Annotated in this window: 17 protein-coding genes; 6 read left to right on the forward strand and 11 right to left on the reverse strand. The window is 39.6% G+C overall.

Translation table 11 applies throughout. The annotated features are described in order from the left end of the window. Positions 1–52 precede the first annotated feature (52 nt). The 7 genes from HUN01_RS03495 to HUN01_RS03525 form a co-directional block, all read right to left on the reverse strand. Positions 53–1,165, reverse strand: a complete 1,113-nt coding sequence (locus HUN01_RS03495) for a DegT/DnrJ/EryC1/StrS family aminotransferase (RefSeq protein ID WP_181930096.1) — start codon at positions 1,163–1,165, stop codon at positions 53–55. Beyond that, complete coding sequence (locus HUN01_RS03500; RefSeq protein ID WP_181930097.1) at positions 1,146–1,577, reverse strand: sugar 3,4-ketoisomerase; 432 nt, start codon at positions 1,575–1,577, stop codon at positions 1,146–1,148. Before HUN01_RS03500 ends, HUN01_RS03495 begins: the two co-directional genes overlap by 20 nt. A gap of 15 nt (positions 1,578–1,592) precedes the next feature. Then, positions 1,593–2,330 carry a class I SAM-dependent methyltransferase gene (locus HUN01_RS03505; RefSeq protein WP_181930098.1) on the reverse strand — a complete coding sequence of 246 codons (738 nt, stop codon included), beginning with the start codon at positions 2,328–2,330 and terminating at the stop codon, positions 1,593–1,595. 3 nt (positions 2,331–2,333) lie between these two features. Beyond that, positions 2,334–3,752: an NAD(P)/FAD-dependent oxidoreductase gene (locus tag HUN01_RS03510; protein WP_181930099.1), complete on the reverse strand. Its 1,419-nt coding sequence runs from the start codon at positions 3,750–3,752 to the stop codon at positions 2,334–2,336. After that, positions 3,749–4,492 carry a methyltransferase domain-containing protein gene (locus tag HUN01_RS03515; protein ID WP_181930100.1) on the reverse strand — a complete coding sequence of 248 codons (744 nt, stop codon included), beginning with the start codon at positions 4,490–4,492 and terminating at the stop codon, positions 3,749–3,751. The genes HUN01_RS03510 and HUN01_RS03515 overlap by 4 nt, the downstream gene beginning before the upstream one ends. Before the next feature lie 13 nt (positions 4,493–4,505). Then, complete coding sequence (locus HUN01_RS03520) at positions 4,506–5,486, reverse strand: hypothetical protein (RefSeq protein ID WP_181930101.1); 981 nt, start codon at positions 5,484–5,486, stop codon at positions 4,506–4,508. A gap of 137 nt (positions 5,487–5,623) precedes the next feature. Continuing rightward, a complete protein-coding gene (locus tag HUN01_RS03525; RefSeq protein ID WP_181930102.1) occupies positions 5,624–6,013 on the reverse strand; it encodes a tetratricopeptide repeat protein in 390 nt (129 codons plus the stop codon). 939 nt (positions 6,014–6,952) lie between these two features. On the opposite strand from HUN01_RS03525, the gene HUN01_RS03530 reads away from it, so the two are divergent. After that, positions 6,953–7,171 carry a DUF4327 family protein gene (locus tag HUN01_RS03530; RefSeq protein ID WP_181930103.1) on the forward strand — a complete coding sequence of 73 codons (219 nt, stop codon included), beginning with the start codon at positions 6,953–6,955 and terminating at the stop codon, positions 7,169–7,171. Between the two features lie 52 nt (positions 7,172–7,223). On the opposite strand, the gene HUN01_RS03535 is transcribed toward HUN01_RS03530, so the two are convergent. From HUN01_RS03535 to HUN01_RS03545, 3 genes are all read right to left on the reverse strand, one after another. Continuing rightward, positions 7,224–8,510: a protein kinase domain-containing protein gene (locus tag HUN01_RS03535; protein WP_181930104.1), complete on the reverse strand. Its 1,287-nt coding sequence runs from the start codon at positions 8,508–8,510 to the stop codon at positions 7,224–7,226. A 167-nt stretch (positions 8,511–8,677) separates the two neighbouring features. Further along, on the reverse strand, positions 8,678–10,681 hold the full coding sequence (locus tag HUN01_RS03540) for a serine/threonine phosphatase (RefSeq protein ID WP_181930105.1): 2,004 nt from the start codon (positions 10,679–10,681) through the stop codon (positions 8,678–8,680). 309 nt (positions 10,682–10,990) lie between these two features. Then, positions 10,991–11,797 carry a basic amino acid ABC transporter substrate-binding protein gene (locus HUN01_RS03545; RefSeq protein ID WP_238845948.1) on the reverse strand — a complete coding sequence of 269 codons (807 nt, stop codon included), beginning with the start codon at positions 11,795–11,797 and terminating at the stop codon, positions 10,991–10,993. Positions 11,798–12,031: 234 nt separating this feature from the next. On the opposite strand from HUN01_RS03545, the gene HUN01_RS03550 reads away from it, so the two are divergent. Next, positions 12,032–12,676 (forward strand): DUF2996 domain-containing protein, encoded by a 645-nt coding sequence (locus HUN01_RS03550; RefSeq protein WP_181930106.1) that lies wholly within the window; start codon positions 12,032–12,034, stop codon positions 12,674–12,676. Between the two features lie 82 nt (positions 12,677–12,758). On the opposite strand, the gene HUN01_RS03555 is transcribed toward HUN01_RS03550, so the two are convergent. After that, on the reverse strand, positions 12,759–13,253 hold the full coding sequence (locus tag HUN01_RS03555) for a TM2 domain-containing protein (protein WP_181930107.1): 495 nt from the start codon (positions 13,251–13,253) through the stop codon (positions 12,759–12,761). Between the two features lie 423 nt (positions 13,254–13,676). Here HUN01_RS03555 and acsF point away from each other — a divergent pair, with 423 nt between their 5' ends. The 4 genes from acsF (at position 13,677) to HUN01_RS03575 (ending at position 17,482) form a co-directional block, all read left to right on the forward strand. Further along, positions 13,677–14,753 (forward strand): magnesium-protoporphyrin IX monomethyl ester (oxidative) cyclase, encoded by a 1,077-nt coding sequence (gene acsF, locus HUN01_RS03560; RefSeq protein WP_181930108.1) that lies wholly within the window; start codon positions 13,677–13,679, stop codon positions 14,751–14,753. Between the two features lie 144 nt (positions 14,754–14,897). Then, positions 14,898–15,767, forward strand: coding sequence for a hypothetical protein (locus tag HUN01_RS03565; RefSeq protein WP_181930109.1), 870 nt, complete (start codon positions 14,898–14,900; stop codon positions 15,765–15,767). Between the two features lie 6 nt (positions 15,768–15,773). After that, on the forward strand, positions 15,774–16,547 hold the full coding sequence (locus tag HUN01_RS03570) for a hypothetical protein (RefSeq protein WP_181930110.1): 774 nt from the start codon (positions 15,774–15,776) through the stop codon (positions 16,545–16,547). Further along, positions 16,541–17,482, forward strand: a complete 942-nt coding sequence (locus HUN01_RS03575) for an ATP-grasp domain-containing protein (RefSeq protein ID WP_181930111.1) — start codon at positions 16,541–16,543, stop codon at positions 17,480–17,482. The genes HUN01_RS03570 and HUN01_RS03575 overlap by 7 nt, the downstream gene beginning before the upstream one ends. The last annotated feature ends 76 nt before the right edge of the window (positions 17,483–17,558 follow it).

A 17,558-nucleotide genomic window follows, 5' to 3' on the forward strand; every position in this document is an offset into this window, starting at 1 on the left:
TTTTAACGCCAAATAATTATATTTCTTCCAAAGCTGGGTACTTACTGATTTATTATTTACTTGATGAAGCCCATTTTTGTAATACTTCTATTACTCTGTCTAAGAGTTTATTAGAAATATGAGATCCCATAGGTAAACTAATGATCCTTGTTGATATATTTTCTGTAATTGTTAGTACCCCTCTAGTCCATTCATTGTCAATGTAAGCTTTAGACAAGTGAGGAGGAATAGGATAATGAATTAAACTACCAATGCCAGAAGTATCTAAATGATTTTTTAGATTGTCTCTTTGAGGATGAGTGATGACAAATAAATGCCATACTGGTTCAGCCCATTCTGATACGTAGGGTAATTTTAAATCTACAACTTCTTGCAATGATTGTAGATAGTATATAGCTATTTGTTTGCGTCGTTCATTCCATTCATCTAATTTCGTAAGCTTCACTCTCAAGAAAGCAGCCTGTAATTCATCCAATCGGGAATTAAATCCTTTGACTTCATTCTCATACTTAACACGAGAGCCATAGTTACGGAGGAGACGAATTTTATCAGCTAAGTTAGCATCGCTGGTAGTAACTGCTCCCCCATCACCAAAAGCTCCTAAATTTTTACCAGGATAAAAACTGAACCCTGCTGCATCTCCTAAACTACCAACTCGACGATTTTTATAACGTGCGCCATGTGCTTGAGCCGCATCTTCAATAACCTTAAGATTATGTCTACTAGCAATTTCATTGATAAAATCCATATCTGCTGGCTGACCATAAAGATGAACTGCTATTATTGCCTTTGTTCTGGAAGTAATAGCTGCTTCTATTTTCTTGCAGTCAATATTGTAAGTATTGATATCTGGTTCAACAGCTACTGGTATTGCCCCTGCATAAGAAACTGCTAACCAAGTGGCAATGTAGGTATTAGCTGGAACAATTACCTCATCACCTGCACCTATTTCCATAGCTCGTAAAATTAAATGCAAGCTTTCTAAACCATTACCTACTCCAACGCAATATTTAGTTTCACAGTAAACTGCAAACTCTTCTTCAAAAGCTTCTACTTCCTGACCAAGAATATACCAGCCAGACTCCATGACGCGCTGATAAGCTGCATCAAGTTCTTCTTTTAGTTCCAGATAAGGAGCTTTTAAATCAAGAAATGGAACTTTCATTATCTTTGATCCTCACTGCTTTAATGAATTCTTCATAATGACGGTAGTAATCAGACTCGTCATAAAGTTCTGAAGCTAAAGCCATACATACCGCTCCAGAAGAAAAATTATCAATTTCTCTCCAAGTTAAAGGAGATATATAAAGTCCATAATAAGAGCGATTCAAATGATAGTTATTTTTTTGGAATCCGTCATAAATGGTAACGTCGAAGCTACCGGACATTGCTATCAAAAACTGATGACATTTATTCAGCGCATGACCTGCACGATTTGAACCACCTGGCACATCATATAAATAGAAAACTCGTTTGATGTCAAATGGGATATGTTTATCACTTTCAACAAAAGTTAAATTTCCGCGAGAGTCTTGGATTTTGGGAAGTTCAATAAGCTTACATCTGGATATATTCATGATGTTGATAATTATTTATTTATTTTTAATTTGTGCTACTACGCCGATATTAGCTAATAAATCTTTGGAAATACTATTTGATATTTCATTTAATGCCATCAATAAATCTTGAGAATATTCAAGCATCATAGAATTTGGTAGAACTTTCAGAAAAAAACCTGTTGTATCTATTACATGATAATCAGTAGCTTTTATATCTGCTTCAAGCGTTTCTAAAGAATATACTCTCTGATGTCCCACCAATAAGTCTCTTTGACTTAAAGTATCTAATGCGGGTTGTAAACCCATGATTACAGCCAATTTCCTATGAATAGAATTTTGATTGGGTACAATAACTATTATTACGCCATCATCGTTGATCCATTGTTTCATTTGGTTTAATAAAACTCTAGGTTGATCAATATGTTCTAAAACATGCAGTGCTAGAATTGCGTCGAATTTTTTGACTGGCACGTAGTCTTCAAATAAGCAATGAATATAATCAACTTGTTGACCAAAATTTTCTTTTGCTTTATCTATTAGAACAGAAGATCCTTCAACTAAAGTCACGTTATAATTATCATGTACTAAAGCATTCGTAAAAATACCTTCACCATACCCTAATTCGAGAATTTGTGTTTTCCCTTGAAGGTGTTTTTTAACCCATTCAATAGTATATATCTGACCCAAATCTTCTATGTGTTTGTCTGGAATATTTTCATTCATGTGGTAATCTAAGGCAATTTTATTTAGTTCTTCTTTTGATATTCCCATTTTTTAAATCTCCATTTGTTTAGCAACCTGTAAGCCCTGGATTATTTGATCATTTAAAGATGACGACATAAAAGCAGAGGCATTTCCGATAAGTTTAATATCTGGAAATTTTCTTAATACTATAGATTTCTCAGCATTGAAGCACTCATAACTATTTTGGCTGGGAATCATTAACGAATGTTTCCAGTGCTTGCAATAAAAATACTGAATATCAGTATTCGATTCTATAACATGTAATTTAATTAATTCAGATTCTATTCTAATTTTGATTTGTGCTTCATCTATAACTCCTATTGATGTCGCAAAATCAGTATTAAATTCTACTACTATTTTAGTGATAGATGAACTGCTTCGTGAACATATATTTTGATTAGTTACCCTATAAGAAAGAAATTCTTTATCCAAAATCAATAAAGTGCTAAACTCCCTATTTATCATATTACTTAAAATTCCTATAAAACAAATGCTTATAGATGCTTTATCATAATTTAGTGGCTGCTGATTGTCTTGAATAAGTTTGATTAGTGGAAATAGGTCTAAGCCCCACACAAGATTATTAGTCTCAACAAAATGATCGTTAGCTAACTGTAATTGATAACAACCATTAAAAATGAGAGATGTTATGGTTGTATTTTCAATATTAATTCTACGATTATTCTGAGCTTTCATTAATAAAGCATTAACAAAAGTACCTGCATATCCCTGGTATGGATAATAAAATTCTGTATATTTTAAAATTTGCGGCTCTATTTCAAACTGAGATAAAATAGTCTCAGGATAATAAAGTGGTAGCCATACACCTCTATGGTAAATTCCTAAAAAATCCGTAGTACTTTTATATATGATTTTTTTACAAAAAGATTCAATAAAAAGATTGTGAAAAGTTGTGCCATGATTTGCTAGCGATATGGCATTAAAGTTATTAGTAAAAAATAAATTACTTTTAAGCTTATTTTTAGCATGAAGTGAAGCGTTAGGATTTATTGTTATTTTTAACAGTTCTTTTTGAATAGCTTCTTTAATTTCAATACTAAGTTTTTTAAAAATACTTAAGTCATTAGAAATTATCAAATCACCAAATATTTCCCCATTAAAAAACATTTTAGGCTGAGGAACTACTTTTGTTAGTATTAAATCATTCACATAATTTTTTATTAAAGAAGTAAACCTTCCAGAATCATTTCGTAAATTGGGATTGTAATTCAAAACCTCATCAGATTGATACTGATGAAACGAATCGAACTCAAAAAACGTCATCCCACAATCAAAATGATCGTTGTGAAACGTTAAACCGCCAAAATGCCCGCCCCAACTAGATAATGGATTTATTATCTTTACTTTCCAACCTTGATCTGCTAAGGCAATTGCAGCTACTAGACTAGAAACATTATTTCCTATGATTGTAGCTTGTCTTTCCATCATTTATTTGCCTTAATATTAACAAAAATTTCAGAACCCATTTCTGGCATATATTTAACCATCAGATACAATCCATTTAAAATTTCTTTTGTAAGAATATTCTGAGTATACATTTTTTGCATTTGTTCATGAGTAAACGGCTTAACAAAGTAAGATCCAGATTCAATTACAGAGAAGCCATGACTAATTACGAAAGATTTTAAATTTTCCAAATCAAAAGTTTTAAATTGCTGCATTTTATTTTGGGTAGCAGATTTTTCAAAAATATTACTTATTAAACCCATTTCATAAGCTAGTATGCGATGAAATGATTTTGCATTTGGAACATTAACATGGATTACAGTATTAGCAGAACTTATTTGATGAACAGACCTTAATAACTCTTCTGGATTTTCAACTTCATGTAAAAGACTACTCATGACAATATAATCAAATTTTTCTTTGGAAAGAGAAGCAATGTTATCTTCTAATTTACCTAAATGTACTGTGACATTACTTTTACTCTTAGCCATCACACAAGCATTGTCATAAAATTCCAATATCGGTTCAACAATGTGTATACTTTCAAAGCTGCTTATGTAGTTAAATAAAGGATCTAAACCGCAACCAATTTCACATATTTTTTGAGCCTTATATGTCACCAAATGTTCCAGTATTTTTTTTCTTCTATAAGAGATTTGAATCTCTTCAAAAGGAAGACTAAGATAATCTTCGTAATATTTTTTTAGATTTCGAATTTCCATATTTTTTATGATTTTATTGATTATTTGTAATCATTGTTTTAGAATTTTTTGAAAAAGATAATTTCAGAGACTCTTGACATCCTAAATTTTTTTTGAATTGCATTAAGCCAATATTGGGTTCTCCTAAAATTGTTGATGTACCAAGATCAAGGAGTTGAAAAGCTTTTTTCTGGGCATATTCATATATGTAATTAGCTAGAAGTGTTATTGGGCTATGGTTTTGCATATTATCTATATCACCCCAAGCATAAACATAAAGTATTAAAGGACTAATTACCACACATATACTGCTACATACAATTGTCTCTTGATTAAATACACCAAATAGTTTTATTTGTTCGGGAAATATATTAACCATTTGCAAAATTTGTTCATAGTTCATCGAAAACATGAATCCTCGCCTTCTCCTATTTTCTAAAATAACAGAATAAGCTTGTTCGTAAACTGAATAATCAATTTCTTTAGCTATAAGTCCCTCTCTTAAACATTTATTCAACCTTTTTCTATTGCCATGATTAATTTTTGCTGGAAAGCATATATCATCCACAACTAAATTATAATTTATTTCATGATTTTCAACTGTATAGCCCAGCCTTATCATAATATTATAGGTAACAGAAAATAAAGATGGATTATGACACATAGGTTGCATTAGAACTTCTATTCTCCTAGCACCTATACACCATAAATAATCATCAACATTTTTAATGAACTGTTCATAAATGTTGAAATCGATATTTTCTTGGATTACAAATCCTCCAAATGTTCCTTTTGCTGGACTTTTGAATACATCAGAGGCAATTTCTGTAAAATGTATTGTACCCAATACTATCTGAGAATTTTTTTTACATAATTGAAAATAGAAAGCCCGCTCAGTTTTATGAATATTAAAGAAATCAAAAGTATTGAAAATATGATTGACTTCGCTCTCGATAAAGTAATTTACCTTAATTTCATATTTATCATCAATAGATAAAATAAAGTGTTTGTTCATTATTTTTTATGATTAAAATATGAATAACTTTCTGTAGCCGTTTTTGGTGCATACTCAACGCTCTAAGGCTGTATTAACCTGTCTTCTTACTTACTAGTCTTTCGCGGCGATAAATGCTTGAGAACTAAGAAAAGCTTTTACTTTTCCATTTTCTTCTTAACCTGCTCTAATACAACTTTGTAATCTTGCCGTTCTGGATGCAACTTCACTAGCTTCTCTAAAAGTTCCATCGCACCTTTCGTATCCTTCAATTGCAACCGCAGCAAAGACAGTTTCTCTAAAGCAAGTTGGTTTTCTGGTTCCCGTTGTAAAACCAACTCGTAGCCCTGCGCCTGTTGCTGTAATCCTGACTCAGGAGAAGCAGACGCAGTTGCTGGCTTAGGTTGGGTAGCCTGTTGGATTGCGGGAATAACTGCAAATACCGTAGAACCAAAAAACGAGAACATCGACACTATCGTGACAATTTTTTGTCGCCGCTGAATCTGCTTTTTGCGGGTAATTAGGTATTCTTCATCTGAACCAGCCATGCCTGACATACTTGCTGTGGTAAATACTTAGGTATTAGCAAGCCTCCCGTTCTGAGGATACCCATCTACTCAACAGAAACTAACATCTTCGCTAAAAATTTTTTACACAAACTTCAAATGCTGACTCTGAAGACGAGGGAACTTTATGGTAAACCCATGCTGTACCGACATTTTCCCATGCGTAGTTTACCGCCGTAGGCATCGCTCCCCTACTTCAAAGCAAAATCCTCTCCCGCATCTAGACAGAGCTAACCCTCTAGGTCTTCTTCTCTGAGCAAAACATTAAAATTATATAAAGATTTGCGATGATTCTACCTAATGACAGATGTTTGCGATATTCTGAATAACGTTTAAATAAACAAAAACAGTAGCTATTTCTACTCAATTGCAAACTTGCCCGTAAGTCAAAAACTTTCAAACCAGCCCTTGTCATATAGGTTGTTCAACAAGCACACACATTTTTTGTGATTAAAACAAATAGAATTTTCCTAGTCGTCCTTAGTCACACTACTTAGTGAAACTTCACAGACGAATAATGATTCTGCTCAGTGTCCAGAATATATCTCTTACAAAAGGTAGTGTTGTAATCTTGTGGAAAAAGGCTAAAGGTAAAGAGGAAAAAGAAGACAGGGAAAGATTAAAGGGAAAAGGGGAAACAGAAACATCCCTTAACCCCTCATCCCTTAACCCTTTCCCCTAAACCTTTGCTTAGTTTCTGCAAAAAGTTTAAGGACTACTTGGTGGAATTGGACTTTTGTGGTGGTAATTACCGTACAAAACCGAATTTACCAGTAACTTAGTAGAGTTTGTTATGGTATAGTTAGAAAGTTAAGACTAGCTTTGCCAAAATTACACCACTCTACGGGCCGGCAACAATTGCAGAATGGAAAGCAGTTTTAATTAAGCATTTACCAACAAAATTTGAATTCAATCGAGGTTATGACTCAGAAAGTGATTCACCCAATGGTGAAATTGCAGCGCAACGTGCAATCACTCATAGAATCGAACATTATTAAGCCAAGCGATAGCATCTGGAAAATCGCTTTGCTCTATGGTAATGAATGGCAGCACTGGAAACAAGAACTGCTTGACTTTGGCTTTAGTATGCAAGACCCAGTTAGTGAATTGCTAGCTGTAGAAACTTGGGATGAGGAGTAGGGAATAGGGAATAGGAATTTTTAATATTCACCACTCCCTTACTACCCACTCTCTAAACTTTGCAGGCAGCTAAAGCCCCAGCTAATTCTTTTGCAGTTTGATAGCGATCGCGTGGCAATGGTTCTGTAGCGCGATCAATCACATCTCTTAATTGGGAACTAATGGTGGGAACTTTTGCCACATCAAACCTGAAGTTTCGCCCTCTTTGGCGATAATACTTGAAAGGGTTTTCGCCTGTGAGCAGAAAAATCAGCGTTGGCCCAATTGCATACAAATCAGATTGAGTTAAAGGTTGTCCTCGTTCTTGTTCAGGAGCGCAATAACCTTCTGCACCAATTCGAGTACCGGGCGCTGTGCCAATTTCCTTAACTGCGCCAAAATCCAGCACCACTATGCGATTTACTGCACTTCGCACCATTAAGTTGGCGGGTTTAATATCGCGGTGAATCAGTGGAGGGCTTTGGCTATGAAGATAGTCTAAGATATCGCAGGTTTGGATCATCCAAGCGATCGCCTGGCTTGGTGTTACAGGGCCAGTAGTATAGACACGTTTCTCTAAATCTTGACCGTGGATTAGTTCCATTGCCAAGTATTTTTTTCCGCCTTCTACAAAGAAATCGTAATACTTGGGAATTCCAGGATGGTTAAGGGATTTGAGAGTGTACGCCTCTCGCTCAAATAATTCTTGAGCTTTGGCAATTCTTAGCATATCAGCATTCATTTGCTTCAACACCAGCAGTTGTGGCATACCCGCAATCAGACCAGCCGCATCCCAAGCGAGATAAGTAGTACCCATACCTCCTTGCCCAAGAGTTTGCAACACCTGATAATGGCGAATCCTCTGTTGCACCAAGAGAGGTTGACCGCAGTGGATGCAAAACAGATTGTTTGGGGAGTTGCCTTCGTGGGTGCAAATGTAGGATGAATTTGCTATACCTTGGGCTGAGTAGAGTGTTGCAGCAGCATTTTCTTCTGTGCCTTGCATTTGTTGTTGCGATCGCAAACCAGTTTCCAGTACTGTTACATCCTGAAGTTGGAATTGCAGTATTGGGCCTCCCTGTGCCAGTTGCAAAAGGGAATTATCTGGTAATGGACTCTGAATTACAAGGATACCGTTGAGGAAAGTCCCATTTGTACCTTGACTAATCAGCCGCCAACCACCATCATTGCCGGGAGAATCGACTTGCCTCAGTTCTAGATGATGCCGCGAAACTAAACTATCAGTTAAAACAACGTGATTATCTGCCGCTCGACCAATCCGAATTATGGAGGAGTTCTCAAAGCACCACTGCTGGAGGGGCGTTTTCTGTTGCGGTTCTAACAGGGTCAGACTAACCACAATACAACCTACAAGGTAAATGGATTAGGAATTGGGCATGGGGCATTGGGCATTGGGCATTGAAAAGAGGTAGAGGGGCGGGGTGCGGGGGGCAGGGGGAAAACTCTTCTCCCTTGCTCCCTGCTCCTCTGCTTATTACCCATGCCCCATGCCCTATGCCCATTTTTTCAACTTTCCAGATTTGGGCGTACTTTTGCCCGAATCAGTATACCAGTAATGTTGTCATGACCATTGTGCTGGTTTGCCAAATCAATTAAGTCCGTAACGCCCCGTTCTAAGTTAGCGCCAGAACTAAGTAAGGGTTCTAAGTGAGTCTGCCAATGGGTTTCTAGTAAATCATTATCTGATAGACCGTCCGATGCCAACAGCAGAAGAGTATCTTCATTAAGATCGAAAAAGCCAACATCAGGATCAATGGAGCTTTCGTCACGAGGCCCCAAGGCTTGAGTGAGTTGGTACGCATCCGGGCGGGCATAAGCGATGCTTGCTTCCACTCCGCGAGTAATTTCCCGTTGCCCAACTTCATGATCTACTGTGACTTGTTCTAGTCCCCGCTTGCGCGTCAGACGATAGAGACGGCTATCTCCCACATGAGCAACTGCTGCTTCAGTATCTTGAATTAAGAGCATTACCAAAGTTGTACCCATACGCCCAACTCCAGAACGGGCATCTTGTTGATTGAGCTTGAAAATCGCCTCATTAGCTAAATACACTGCCTCACGAATGCTCTCTTCTGTTGGCAGTTGGTTGGCAATCCAGTGTTCTTGAAAGTATTGCCGTAGGGTGTTGACTGCTAACTCACTGGCTATCTCGCCGCCAGCGTGTCCACCCATACCATCACAGAGAATATACAAACCATGCCCTTCCAGGACTCGACTTTTGGGCAACTCCAGTTTATGGATTTTGGTTTCAATACCAAAGTAGTCTTCGTTATGATGACGTTGACGCCCCACATCTGTGCGTCCCGCATCTTCTAAGCTACTTAACTGCATTGCCAACACAACAGTTGGCATATCATCAGTTTTGCTAATGATATCTTCTGGCTCATCTGATTGCGGGATAGTGGGCACAGCCGTGTTTTTCTCCTTTATTGGGGGCAAAGTTGGGGTTCCTAGTGCTTCTAGTTCAATAGAGATTTCCTCCAAACGCGATCGCAATTGTGCGATCGTCTGAATCTTACCTACATCTAAATCCCCTAACATCTGGACTACAGAGCCAAATTGAGTACGTTGAGATTGCCTAAATAGCGATTGCCAAACCCGCCCCAAAGCTTGGATAGTTAACGGTTCCTCTGGAATATCAGATGTTTGGGCTTGGGTATTTTCTGGCGACTCGCCGATAGGCTGAGAATTCGATGATTCTACATACAATCTTTGTAGAGCCAGCGTTTGGTCTTCATCCAATCGCAAATTCGACAAATCTAAAAGGCTTTGACGACAATTTACTGGTTCCAATACTGCCCAAAGTTGGGCCATTTGATAACACCAGTGTAAAATTTTTAACGAACTCGTTGTTTCTTCTTGCCAGCGATCAAGTAAATGCTGCCAATTTGAGCGGTCTTCGATTATTACTACCTGTATATCACCCTGCTGCCATGCATCGTGAATTGGCGGTATTCCCCGCTCACCTTGGGATTGTAAGGCAATATAAAGTCTAGCAAGGTGAGGAATTTCACTCGTTTCTACTGATGGCGTTAGCAAATCTGATTGCTGACTTGCTAGTATTGCCTCAATCGGTGATATTTGATACGGTTGGCAGTCTAGAACTCTCACACCTACATCAGTAATAGGGGTAGTTTCCGTTTGGATAGGTAGCGTATCTAACAATTGATAGCGCTCTTGGGAGTCTAAATAGGAGCCTAATGCAATCTGAAAACTAGGGGATACAGGAGATGAGAAGGGTATTGCTTCCTCATTTCCGTCTACTCCCACATCTCCCTTATCTCCTTCATCCCCCTCTACTCTCAAAGCTTCCCCACTCGTTTCTTTAGCAATAATTGCCCAAAACACTGTTCCACATTCCGTGTCACAGTTATGACAACGTAGTGCATTCACAGGTACATCATCGGTACTGCATTCAGGACAGACCTTGTGAGTCAGGGAAGTACCACAGTTTTGACAGAATTTGTTGCTATTGGGGTTTTCAAATTTACACTGAGGGCAAATCAGCATAGTGGAAGTTCCTTTATTCCCGTTCCAAGGTGCTTCTAGCCACTAAGATCCAAGGTGCCACAATTGGCTGTCCCTGACTACAGTAGACCTACAAGAGATTGTAGTTTATCAATGAATTTTGGTGGCAGTATTAATTGTGACGCATATTAGATAAATATTTCATATATTGGCAGCCAATTGCTTATAAATGGGGATTGGGGAATAGGGAATAGGGAAGAGTTTTCTCCTCTGCCTTTTTTCAATGTCCAATTCCCAATGCCCAATGCCCAATGCCCAATGCCCAATGCCCAATGCCCAGTGCCCAATGCCCTATTGCCAAGAGTCTGGCAATTCTGGAGGTTCAGCGTTAAACCATTTTTGATAAATTTGCTTGTAAGTGCCATTGGATAACAAAATCGCTATACCTTTGTTAATTGCATCCAGATGAGGGGAATCTTTGGGGGTAGCAATTCCGTAGTATTCTTCAGTGAGTAGATCGGCGACAACTCTGATGCCTTTGAGTTTGTCATTTTTAATCGCATATAAGGTAGCGAAAGCATCGCTAACTACAGCATCAACATTGCCATTGAGTAAGTCCTGGAAAAATTCTGGCCCAGAATTAAACGTACTAATTTTGGCATTGGGGATGGTTTTGGCAAAATCTGCCCCAGTGGAACCAATTTGTACAGCAATTTTTTTACCTTTGAGACTGTTGAAGTCTTTAATATTTTGGTTGTCTTCGCGTACAGCGATCGCTAGTCCAGCTTTAAAATAGGGTCTGGAAAAAGCAATTGTTTTCAGGCGTTCAGCGGTAATTGTAATCCCACTAATGGCTGCATCGACTCTTTTGGCTTGCAAGGTCGAGATCATGCCATCAAAAGGCAGAGTTTCAAACTGGACTGCAAAACCTGCTACTTTAGCGATCGCATTCATCAAATCAATATCAAAACCTTCTAAGTGACTGCTAGCCTTTTGGATTTCAAAGGGGATAAAGGTGGGATCTGTCGCCACTTTGAGAGGTTGAGCACCTGGATTTGGAGTTGGATAATACTTGTTACAGGCAATGATCAGTAGGAAACAGCCTAAGCTCAGAATTAGCTGCTGCCATTTCAAGTTCATCAATTTCACTATAGTCATTAGTCATGCCCACACCTATTAAAAATATTTTTTGAGCTACCAAATTGCTCTGTATAAATTTTAGATTTTAATTTCCGGAGGGGTTGATTAAGGGTAAAGCAATGAAATCCTTGCGCTATCTGAATTACAAATTATGAATTACGCGCAGCGGTACTAGTATGTCAAAATAAAAATACCCGATACATCAAGGTGAGCGATCGCTCCCAAAGCAAGATTAAAGGATTGACCTGAGCAATGGCAGACCAAACCAATCAAAATCAAGCGGGAGAAGTAGCTCCCACCACTGCTGATAAGCAGGTTCCTAGTACAAAATCACCCGAAGCCACAGACCTTCCTACTGCCAACACGCCAGATCCTAAAGCCGCAAACCCTGAAGATAATCCCAATGCTGCTAAACCAGTTGCAGTACCACCCAAGCGAGAAAAACCCGCAGCCGCAGATAAAGCCGCAGTAGACGAAAAACCAGCCGCCGCAGCTAAAGCCGCCAAAAAGGAAAAAGCTCCATCTGTTGAAGACAAGCCATTTGTAGAGTTCATCGAGCAAGACTATTTGCCAGCTTTACAAAAAGCGATCGCTCAACAAGGTGTGCAAGATTTACAGGTGTCTTTTGCCAAGCAGAAAGTGCCAATCACTGGCTTTGAATCTGCCGAAGAATGCTGGCAAATTATCGGCAGTTGGAAAGAAATAGGTCTGCGTCAGTTTAATCTGTATTTCCCCGAAGAAGATATTCAAGGGAAAAAGGGATTTTCCTGTAATGAAGGCAAAAAACCTAGTACTCTTGAGTCATTCTTAATCGATGAGCGCAAAATTACCCTAGATTTGTTGGTATTTGGCTTGGTTCAGCGCTTGGACGGTCAAAAGTGGTTAGGTATAAATTAGTCATTGGTCATTAGTCATTAGTCATTAGTCATTGGTCATTGTTTTTTTTACAAATGACAAAGGACAAATGACAAATGACAAATTAAAGTTCATGGAAATGGTAGGTAACGGCTCCAGTATTGGGGTCGTTATCAATTTTTACATAACCTGATTTGTACATTTCATTGAGAGTAGCTTCCACTTCAGCAAAGCTAGCTCCCGTGAACTTTACCCCTTGAGTGACAGTTAAAAAGCCACCCTTACTTTCCGCCGCTTCAATTAGTTTAATCATGAGCTGGTTGCCTGTTGGGCGGTGGACTTGAGAAGCAACCACTGCTTGATTCAACGGCACACCCAAGGGAGATACACCCGCTTTTAATCTCAAATTGCGTTCGTATTCGTCAACCATGTTGGGGATGAGAAGCAGATCCACCGTCTGCCCTATGTAAAACAAACCAAAAGTACACAGCCACAACAAACCCGTCCCTATTTTGCCATTGTATAAGCGGTGCAGCCCTCCCAACCCGAAAAATCCAACTGCACACAAAATGTAAGAGACAAGAAGTCGGTCTTTCTGTTGATTGTTTTCAAGATTCATCTTGCTTTTCAACCCTTTGGATTTGCTCTTGTTGTCTAAGATGGGTTTTCCATGTTGTAGTAGCAACTACAGAAAATTACTGAGATAAAAATGCTTTAATAATACAACAAGTGCGTACTACTCCACTTGCTCAAAACAGTGCTAATCACTGAACTAAGTTTATTTGACTACTAATCCGCGATTCTTGGTTCCGCAAACATTGAATGATTGTTGCAACTCTTAATCTTTTGCTTACAAATTTCTCACCCGCACCTTGGTAGACTGAACTTTATACAATTGGATTATTGTGGGCTGTTACGTTTTAACAGAACATTACCCTTGGCTTTCTGGTGAAGCAGTCGCTCAGAGGATGTTTTCCCGATGAGGAAGTGCCAAACCCGAAGGGTCTACTTAAGATAATAAAGACGAAAGAGCAATCAAGACATGGTAGATTCCCTCAAAAAACCAGGCTTTGAAGAAATCCGGCCAGGGATTAAAGTCCCGGCAAAAGAAACCCTGTTAACACCTCGGTTTTATACTACCGATTTTGATGAAATGGCGCGGATGGATATCTCCGTCAATGAAGACGAGTTACAAGCCATTCTCGAAGAGTTCCGCACCGACTACAACCGCCATCACTTTGTTCGGGATGCCGAGTTTGACCAATCCTGGGATCATATTGACGGGGAAACTCGCAAATTGTTTGTTGAATTTCTAGAACGTTCTTGTACAGCAGAGTTTTCCGGCTTTTTGCTGTATAAAGAACTTGGTCGTCGCTTGAAAGGAAAAAGCCCCGTCTTGGCAGAGTGCTTTAACCTGATGTCACGGGATGAAGCACGTCATGCTGGCTTTTTGAACAAAGCTTTGTCGGACTTTAATCTGTCCCTAGATTTAGGGTTTTTGACTAAGAGCCGCAGTTATACCTTCTTTAAGCCGAAATTCATCTTCTACGCTACTTATCTTTCTGAGAAGATCGGTTATTGGCGCTACATCACTATTTATCGCCATTTAGAAGCACATCCCGAAGATCGGGTTTATCCAATCTTCCGGTTCTTTGAAAATTGGTGTCAAGATGAAAACCGCCACGGCGATTTCTTCGATGCCATTATGAAATCCCAACCGCAAATGTTGAATGATTGGAAAGCACGGCTGTGGAGTCGGTTCTTCCTGTTGTCGGTGTTTGCGACCATGTATCTCAATGACATTCAACGCAAGGACTTTTATGCCACCCTTGGGTTGGATGCACGAGAATACGACATCCATGTAATTCAGAAGACTAACGAAAACGCAGGTCGCGTGTTCCCGCTGATGCTGGATGTAGAGAATCCAGAGTTTTATGAGCGATTAGATATCTGTATATCCAATAATGAGAAGTTGGGTGCGATCGCTAACTCCAGCACTCCCAAATTCCTGCAAATCTTCCAGAAATTGCCACTTTATATCTCCAATGGCTGGCAATTATTACGGCTGTACCTGATGAAACCGATTGATACTTTTTCTGCTCAAGGGTCAGTTCGTTAAGTTATAACAGGTTTGCGAAAGCTTTAGTGGTTCTGTAATCAACAGAACCACTTTTATTTTGTCCACAAGATTACCCTATGGGGTACTATCCGTCAATAAGTCTAGGCAGTTAAGTTTGATATGTAGTTTCTCTGTAACAAAAAGATGACAGACATATCAAACGGAATTGGAATTATTAGACAAAGACCAACTTTAGTCTCAACCTTTGAACTGCTAGTAAAGCCAATTACACCTGTTACCGCTCCTGGTGGCGGGGCTGTTGCTCGCACAGTTGTCCAAGGTTATTTTTTAACCATCGCCAATACTAGCAACTCCAATGTCAGATTGACGCTGCAATTCACTGCAACTACACCGCAATTAAATGTAGCCGACACCGTAACAATCAGCGATGTCACAGGAGCTAACAGTTTCAGTGATCTAACCCCTGTTCCAGGCGATCCGAACAGATTTACATTCAATGTGGGCATTTCAGCCAATGACACAGCTTTAGTTACCTTACTACCTGATGTCACCAAGCCAGAGATATTACAAGCAGCAAAACTAGAGATTCGCGGATATGTAGAAATCTTAGTCAATTCTCCTTCTGCGGCAAACCCAGTTAATCTGCTGTTGACGCCTGAACATAGAGGTACATTCCTACCTCAAGATTTAACTGCTCGCAGTCTTGACTTCGATCAATTGGCTTATTCTCTGCCCACATCTACTGGTGGAAGCTTGTTTACACTGACAGGGCCGCCAGTGTTGAAAAGTAACAAGGAACTGAAGATAGAAGTCAAAGAATTTGAGAAAGTTCAGAAAGATAAAGACTTTGAGAAAATTCAAGCTGAAAAACTCCCTGAGACAAGTCAAGTTGAAAATCTGACTTCAGCAGATGGTTCAAATGACCTACAGCGGCTAATCGGTCTGATGGCTCAACGTCTTGATCAAATAGAACAGGCAAATGGGCAATCTTTCATCCAGCCCCAAGAACGCCCAAATGTCGGTCAACAAGTAGTTAATCAACCAAGGAATTAAGTAAGCGTGTTGGTTATTGTCGCCAGTCGTCATGACAAAGCCGCCGAGGCGCTGGTTGCTAATTGGGCGGCTCATGGTCATAGTGTCAGCCTACTGACGCCTGAAGATTTGTCAGTGGTTGGATGGCGACATTACTTGAGTTCTATTGATGTGGGAGATAGGGGAGAAAGTACTACCTCATCTACCTCATTCTCCTCAGCAGTGGTAGGTGGGGTTGCGATATCTACGACGGGCTGCGCCAACGCTCTCGATCAAATCACTGGCGTTTTGACTCGCCTACCTTCTATTTTTGAACAGGAACTTCTGCACATTGTCCCTGATGATCGAGCATACATTGCTACGGAAATGAATGCCTTTCTAATTGCTTGGTTGTCCAGCTTAAAATGTCCAGTCTTAAACCGACCAACCCCAACATATTTATTAGGGCCTGCTTGGCGACCTGAACAATGGGTTTATGCGGCTGCTCAGTTGGGTATTCCAGTACGTCCGGTGCGACGGCAAAGTTCGATGTCGGCAAATGTGTGTGCCCAGGTTCTCGAAAAATCTTCGGTAAAGGTGACAGTGGTAGGCGATCGCTGTTTAGGGGAAGTTGAAAAAACCCTAGCTTCACACGCCAGACGTATCGCTGATGCTGCTGAAGTTGACTTGTTGACTGTTCATTTTAGCAGCAGCGAATCTCCAGCAGAGTTTTTGGGCGCTGATTTGTGGACTGATATTTCTGCACCAGATGTAGGCGATGCCATACTTGAGTATTTGAGTGGAGGTGATGCTAAATGCTGATTTTGTTGTGGGGTATTACCGAAGAATCTCCTTTAGCAGCAGTTCACTCAGAACTAACTAGTCTAGGCATACCGTCAGTATTCCTTGATCAACGAGATATTTTAGATACTGAAATTGAACTATCTGTAGGCAATATTTTAGATTTACCAGTCCAAGGGCAAATTCGCACTTGGTATCAAAAAATTGATTTGAGTGAAATCACTGCTGCTTACTTACGCCCCTATGACTCGCGCCGTCTTCCTCAAATTGCCCAAGCGGGTGTAAATAGTCCAGCTTGGCAACATGCGATCGCAGTTGATGATACCTTAATGTCGTGGTCGGAAATGACACCCGCCTTTGTCATTAACCGTCCGTCTGCAATGGCTGCTAACGGCTCTAAACCTTATCAGTTAGAGCAAATTCGCTCACTCGGTTTCAAAGTTCCCGAAACCCTTGTCACCACAGACCCCGAAGCTGTGCGATCTTTTTGGAAACTCCACGGCGATATTATTTATAAATCCATCAGTGGTATTCGTAGCAAAGTCTCGCGTGTGGGAATTGAGCATCTTGAACGCCTTGATAATGTATCTTGGTGTCCGACTCAGTTTCAGCAATATATACCCGGTAGAGATTATCGCGTTCATGTTGTCGGGACAGAGATTTTTGCCAGCGAGGTAATTTCCCAAGCTGATGACTACCGCTATGCAGCAGAGAATGATGAATCCACAGAAATCCGTGCTTGTCATCTTCCTGAAGAAGTAGAACAGCAGTGTAGAGTCTTGGCAAAAGCAATAAATCTACCTCTTTGCGGCATCGATTTGCGCCGCACACCTGGAGGTGATTGGTATTGCTTCGAGGTTAATCCTTCACCTGGGTTTACTTATTACCAACAGTTTACAGGTCAGCCGATTAGTACTGCGATCGCTAATTTGCTAGCAGGCAAAAATCGGATTTGATGAAAAATTAATTTAATTAATTTCATCTTTTGAGTATGCAGTTCTTAGGGTAAATTTCGGAATCACTGCTCATTTC

It is taken from the genome of Nostoc edaphicum CCNP1411 (genome assembly GCF_014023275.1).
GTDB classification, from domain to species: Bacteria; Cyanobacteriota; Cyanobacteriia; order Cyanobacteriales; family Nostocaceae; genus Nostoc; species Nostoc edaphicum_A.

Coding starts and splice junctions, on each gene's coding strand:
- HUN01_RS03495 (WP_181930096.1), bottom strand. CDS start 1,165: ATGAAAGTTCCATTTCTTGATTTAAAAGCTCCTTATCTGGAACTAAAA.
- HUN01_RS03500 (WP_181930097.1), bottom strand. CDS start 1,577: ATGAATATATCCAGATGTAAGCTTATTGAACTTCCCAAAATCCAAGAC.
- HUN01_RS03505 (WP_181930098.1), bottom strand. CDS start 2,330: ATGGGAATATCAAAAGAAGAACTAAATAAAATTGCCTTAGATTACCAC.
- HUN01_RS03510 (WP_181930099.1), bottom strand. CDS start 3,752: ATGATGGAAAGACAAGCTACAATCATAGGAAATAATGTTTCTAGTCTA.
- HUN01_RS03515 (WP_181930100.1), bottom strand. CDS start 4,492: ATGGAAATTCGAAATCTAAAAAAATATTACGAAGATTATCTTAGTCTT.
- HUN01_RS03520 (WP_181930101.1), bottom strand. CDS start 5,486: ATGAACAAACACTTTATTTTATCTATTGATGATAAATATGAAATTAAG.
- HUN01_RS03525 (WP_181930102.1), bottom strand. CDS start 6,013: ATGGCTGGTTCAGATGAAGAATACCTAATTACCCGCAAAAAGCAGATT.
- HUN01_RS03530 (WP_181930103.1), top strand. CDS start 6,953: ATGACTCAGAAAGTGATTCACCCAATGGTGAAATTGCAGCGCAACGTG.
- HUN01_RS03540 (WP_181930105.1), bottom strand. CDS start 10,681: ATGCTGATTTGCCCTCAGTGTAAATTTGAAAACCCCAATAGCAACAAA.
- HUN01_RS03545 (WP_238845948.1), bottom strand. CDS start 11,797: ATGACTATAGTGAAATTGATGAACTTGAAATGGCAGCAGCTAATTCTG.
- HUN01_RS03550 (WP_181930106.1), top strand. CDS start 12,032: ATGGCAGACCAAACCAATCAAAATCAAGCGGGAGAAGTAGCTCCCACC.
- HUN01_RS03555 (WP_181930107.1), bottom strand. CDS start 13,253: ATGAATCTTGAAAACAATCAACAGAAAGACCGACTTCTTGTCTCTTAC.
- acsF (WP_181930108.1), top strand. CDS start 13,677: ATGGTAGATTCCCTCAAAAAACCAGGCTTTGAAGAAATCCGGCCAGGG.
- HUN01_RS03565 (WP_181930109.1), top strand. CDS start 14,898: ATGACAGACATATCAAACGGAATTGGAATTATTAGACAAAGACCAACT.
- HUN01_RS03575 (WP_181930111.1), top strand. CDS start 16,541: ATGCTGATTTTGTTGTGGGGTATTACCGAAGAATCTCCTTTAGCAGCA.